At 57.6% G+C, this 3169-nt stretch carries 3 protein-coding genes; 2 read left to right on the top strand and 1 reads right to left on the bottom strand.

All coding sequences use genetic code 11. The features are described from left to right. Positions 1-185 precede the first annotated feature (185 nt). Positions 186-1064, bottom strand: a complete 879-nt coding sequence (locus tag DBR30_RS09035) for a DUF2726 domain-containing protein (RefSeq protein ID WP_108541208.1) — start codon at positions 1062-1064, stop codon at positions 186-188. Positions 1065-1260: 196 nt separating this feature from the next. Between DBR30_RS09035 and DBR30_RS09040 the strand changes: the two genes are divergently transcribed. Beyond that, on the top strand, positions 1261-1776 hold the full coding sequence (locus tag DBR30_RS09040) for a glycine cleavage system protein R (RefSeq protein WP_069555282.1): 516 nt from the start codon (positions 1261-1263) through the stop codon (positions 1774-1776). 74 nt (positions 1777-1850) lie between these two features. Continuing rightward, on the top strand, positions 1851-3169 hold a 1319-nt coding region (ppk1, locus tag DBR30_RS09045), incomplete at its 3' end, for a polyphosphate kinase 1 (RefSeq protein WP_108588309.1).

Here is a 3169-nt window from a genome sequence, read left to right on the forward strand (position 1 = left end):
AAAGTGCCAAAATTCCGACGCATTGTCAAAAATTGTCGTATTCAGGCTAAGTGTATCGACAGAAACGGGAGATTAGATAAATTTTGCCGAGGAATTTTCTGCATTGGCGCCGTTAACAAATGCCGCCAATAGCGGAAAGAAAACTGCCCTCGTCAGAGGGCAGTATGCAACACGGTGAAGCGCACTCAGTGGCGATTATGGTGGTGCGGCGCCGCGTAACGACACTCGGGAAAACGGCTGCAAGCCAGAAAGAGCCGACCGGCGTGGGGGCCTTTTTTCGCCTCCCGCTCCACCAGCGGCGCATCACAACGAGGGCAGTGGTGTACCTCGTGCTCTTCATCATCCTCCACATCGGCGAACAGGCTATCGACCAGCTCCCCCTCACTCTGTGGCGCCTCCACCGCCCCGTTGGCCTGGATGGCGGGCTCGCGGAGCGACGCAGGCGAGATGGCCTCGGCATGGGGAGTGCGGCCACGCATCCCGGCACCGACATCCACGCCGTCCAGCAGCAGAGGGTTGAAGGTGGGCTCGCGGCGCGCCCCGTGCGGCAAATCGTCGATCAATGGTTCGCTGGTTTTGACCAGCAGCGGCAGGATCTGTTCGCGCAGCTCTTCCACCAGATAGCTGGCACTTGCCGGGATCTGCAGCAACGGCAGACCGGCGCTGTCGCAGGCGGTTTTCAGAAAGAGATCCCGCGCCTTGCGCTTCTGATGGCGGTGGGAGCTGTCATCGAGTTCGATGGCGCAAATAAAGGAGAGATCAGAAGGGTGGCAAAGCAGATAGTCGAAATGCTTGGCGCTGATCTTGTTGAAGTGCTGCTGCCATTTGCTTTTGCCGATCCCGGCCTGCGGCGTCAGCACATCGGCCACCCGCACCTTGGCAAAGACCCGGGCCTTGTCACCCACCGCCAGATCCAGCACCCCGAGGAAGGATCGCTCGGCGGGACTGAACAGGGTCTCCTGCACATCATAGGGCAGGCGCTTTTGCTGTCTGCCTTTGCTCCAGAAGATCGCCAGCACAAGCAGCGCCAGCAACAACAATCCCGATAGGACAAGGGTATTCATGAGAGCACGATCCAGTTCACGACACGAAAGGGGAATCACTTTACCACAGCCGCCACGAAGCAAGGCAGCAGACCCGTGTATAGAAAGTGAAAAGTCCCGTCTTTTTATCTATTTGTCAGCAGGCGGGGGTTCATATGACCAGCCCCAGCAGGCACAATAGGGATAGAGTAAGAAATTCCATTTCAAGGAGAGCAGGATGCAAAAGCAATTGGTGGTCACCGTGATCGGTGCAGACAAACCCGGGATCGTCGAGAGTCTGGCTGCAGTCATCAGCCGCGAGCAGGGCAACTGGCTGGGCAGCGCCATGAGCGAGCTGGCGGGCCAGTTTGCCGGTATCCTCCATGTCTCTGTCCCCGATGAGCACTATCGCAGCCTGTGCGAAGCACTGGCCCTGCTACCGGGTCTGACCATCAGCTTTGCCGAAGGGACACCGACCGCCGAGCCAGCCCATCAAGTCATGATGACAGTGACCGGCAACGACCGCCCCGGCATCGTCCATGAAGTAGCCAGCATCCTGCGCCAGCTCGAGATCAACGTGGCCGATCTCACCACCGGCTGTGAACCGGCTCCCCACTCCGGCGCCCCGCTCTTCTATGCCCATGCGCTGGTTGCCCTGCCCGACGGGCTCGCGATGGATACGCTTATCACCGCGCTGGAATCCCTCTCCGACGATCTGGTGGTCGACATCGACGAAGGGTTCAGCGAGCAGTAACAATACTGTCATTTATTTGTCATATATTAACGCCATAACTGCCGCGCAGACGCGACCTGAAACAGAGGCACAAGATGAGCACCGACAAGCAGTATGAAGAGAAAGAGCTGAGCTGGCTCTCATTCAATGAACGGGTGTTGCAAGAGGCAATGGACAAGACGGTGCCCCTCATCGAGCGGGTTCGTTTTCTGGGGATCTTCTCCTCCAACCAGGATGAGTTCTTCAAGGTACGGGTATCGGACGTCAAGCGTCGCATCCTCATCAATGAAGTACATGGTGGCGACGATGAAGCGAAAGTGCTGCTGCGCGCCATCCAGCAAAAAGTGATGGCGCTCGGTGAAGCGTTCGACAACACCTATAAAGAGCTGTTGATTGCGCTCGCTCGCCATAACATCTTTCTGGTCAACGAGAACCAGCTCTCCGATGCCATTCAGAAATGGCTGCGGGTCTTCTTCAAGGAGAAGGTGCTGCGTCACATCATCCCGATCCTGCTCAACAAAGAGGTCAATCCGGTCAAATTCCTCAAGGATGAGTACACCTATCTGGCCATCGAGATGAAGAAGAACGGTCAGGTGATCCAGTACGCCCTGGTGGAAGTGCCGACCGACGACCTGCCCCGCTTCTTCCAGCTGCCGCCGGAAGGGACCCGCCGCAAGAAGCAGATCATCATTCTGGATAACGTCATCCGCTTCTGTCTGGACGAGATTTTCAAAGGCTTCTTCGACTACGACGAGATTGCCGCCTATGCGGTGAAGCTGACCCGGGATGCCGAATATGATCTCTCCGACCAGCTGGACTTGAGCCTGGTGGACAAGATGAGTGACGGCTTGAAGCAGCGCCTCACCGCCATGCCGGTGCGCTTCGTCTACGAGCGGGAGATGCCCGCTGCCATGATTAGCTTCCTCAAGCTCAAGCTGCAGATCAGCTCCTACGACGCCATCATGCCGGGTGGGCGTTACCATAACTTCAAGGATTTCATCGGCTTCCCCAACGTGGGTCGTGACTATCTGGAAAACCCCAAGCTGCCGGCCCTCGATTGCCGCGATTTTGACGGCTTCGTCAACGCCTTCGATGCGATTACCAAGCAGGATATCCTGCTCTACTACCCGTACCACAAGTTCCACCACTTCACCGAGCTGGTGCGCCAGGCGGCGTTCGATCCGGCGGTGAGCGCCATTCGCATCAATATCTACCGGGTCGCCAAGAAGTCGCGGATCATCCACTCCCTCATCGATGCTGCCAACAATGGCAAGAAGGTGACCGTGGTGGTCGAACTGCGCGCCCGTTTCGACGAAGCGGCCAACATCGACTGGGCAAACATCCTGACCGATGCCGGGGTCAAGGTGGTGTTCGGGGTGCCGAGCCTCAAGATCCACTCCAAGCTCTGCCTCAT

The organism is Aeromonas sp. HMWF017 (genome assembly GCF_003061465.1).
In the GTDB taxonomy this organism is placed as follows: Bacteria; Pseudomonadota; Gammaproteobacteria; order Enterobacterales; family Aeromonadaceae; genus Aeromonas; species Aeromonas veronii.

Bases quoted from the DNA above. Each gene is read 5' to 3' on its own strand.
- DBR30_RS09035 (WP_108541208.1), bottom strand. From the start codon at position 1,064: ATGAATACCCTTGTCCTATCGGGATTGTTGTTGCTGGCGCTGCTTGTG.
- DBR30_RS09040 (WP_069555282.1), top strand. From the start codon at position 1,261: ATGCAAAAGCAATTGGTGGTCACCGTGATCGGTGCAGACAAACCCGGG.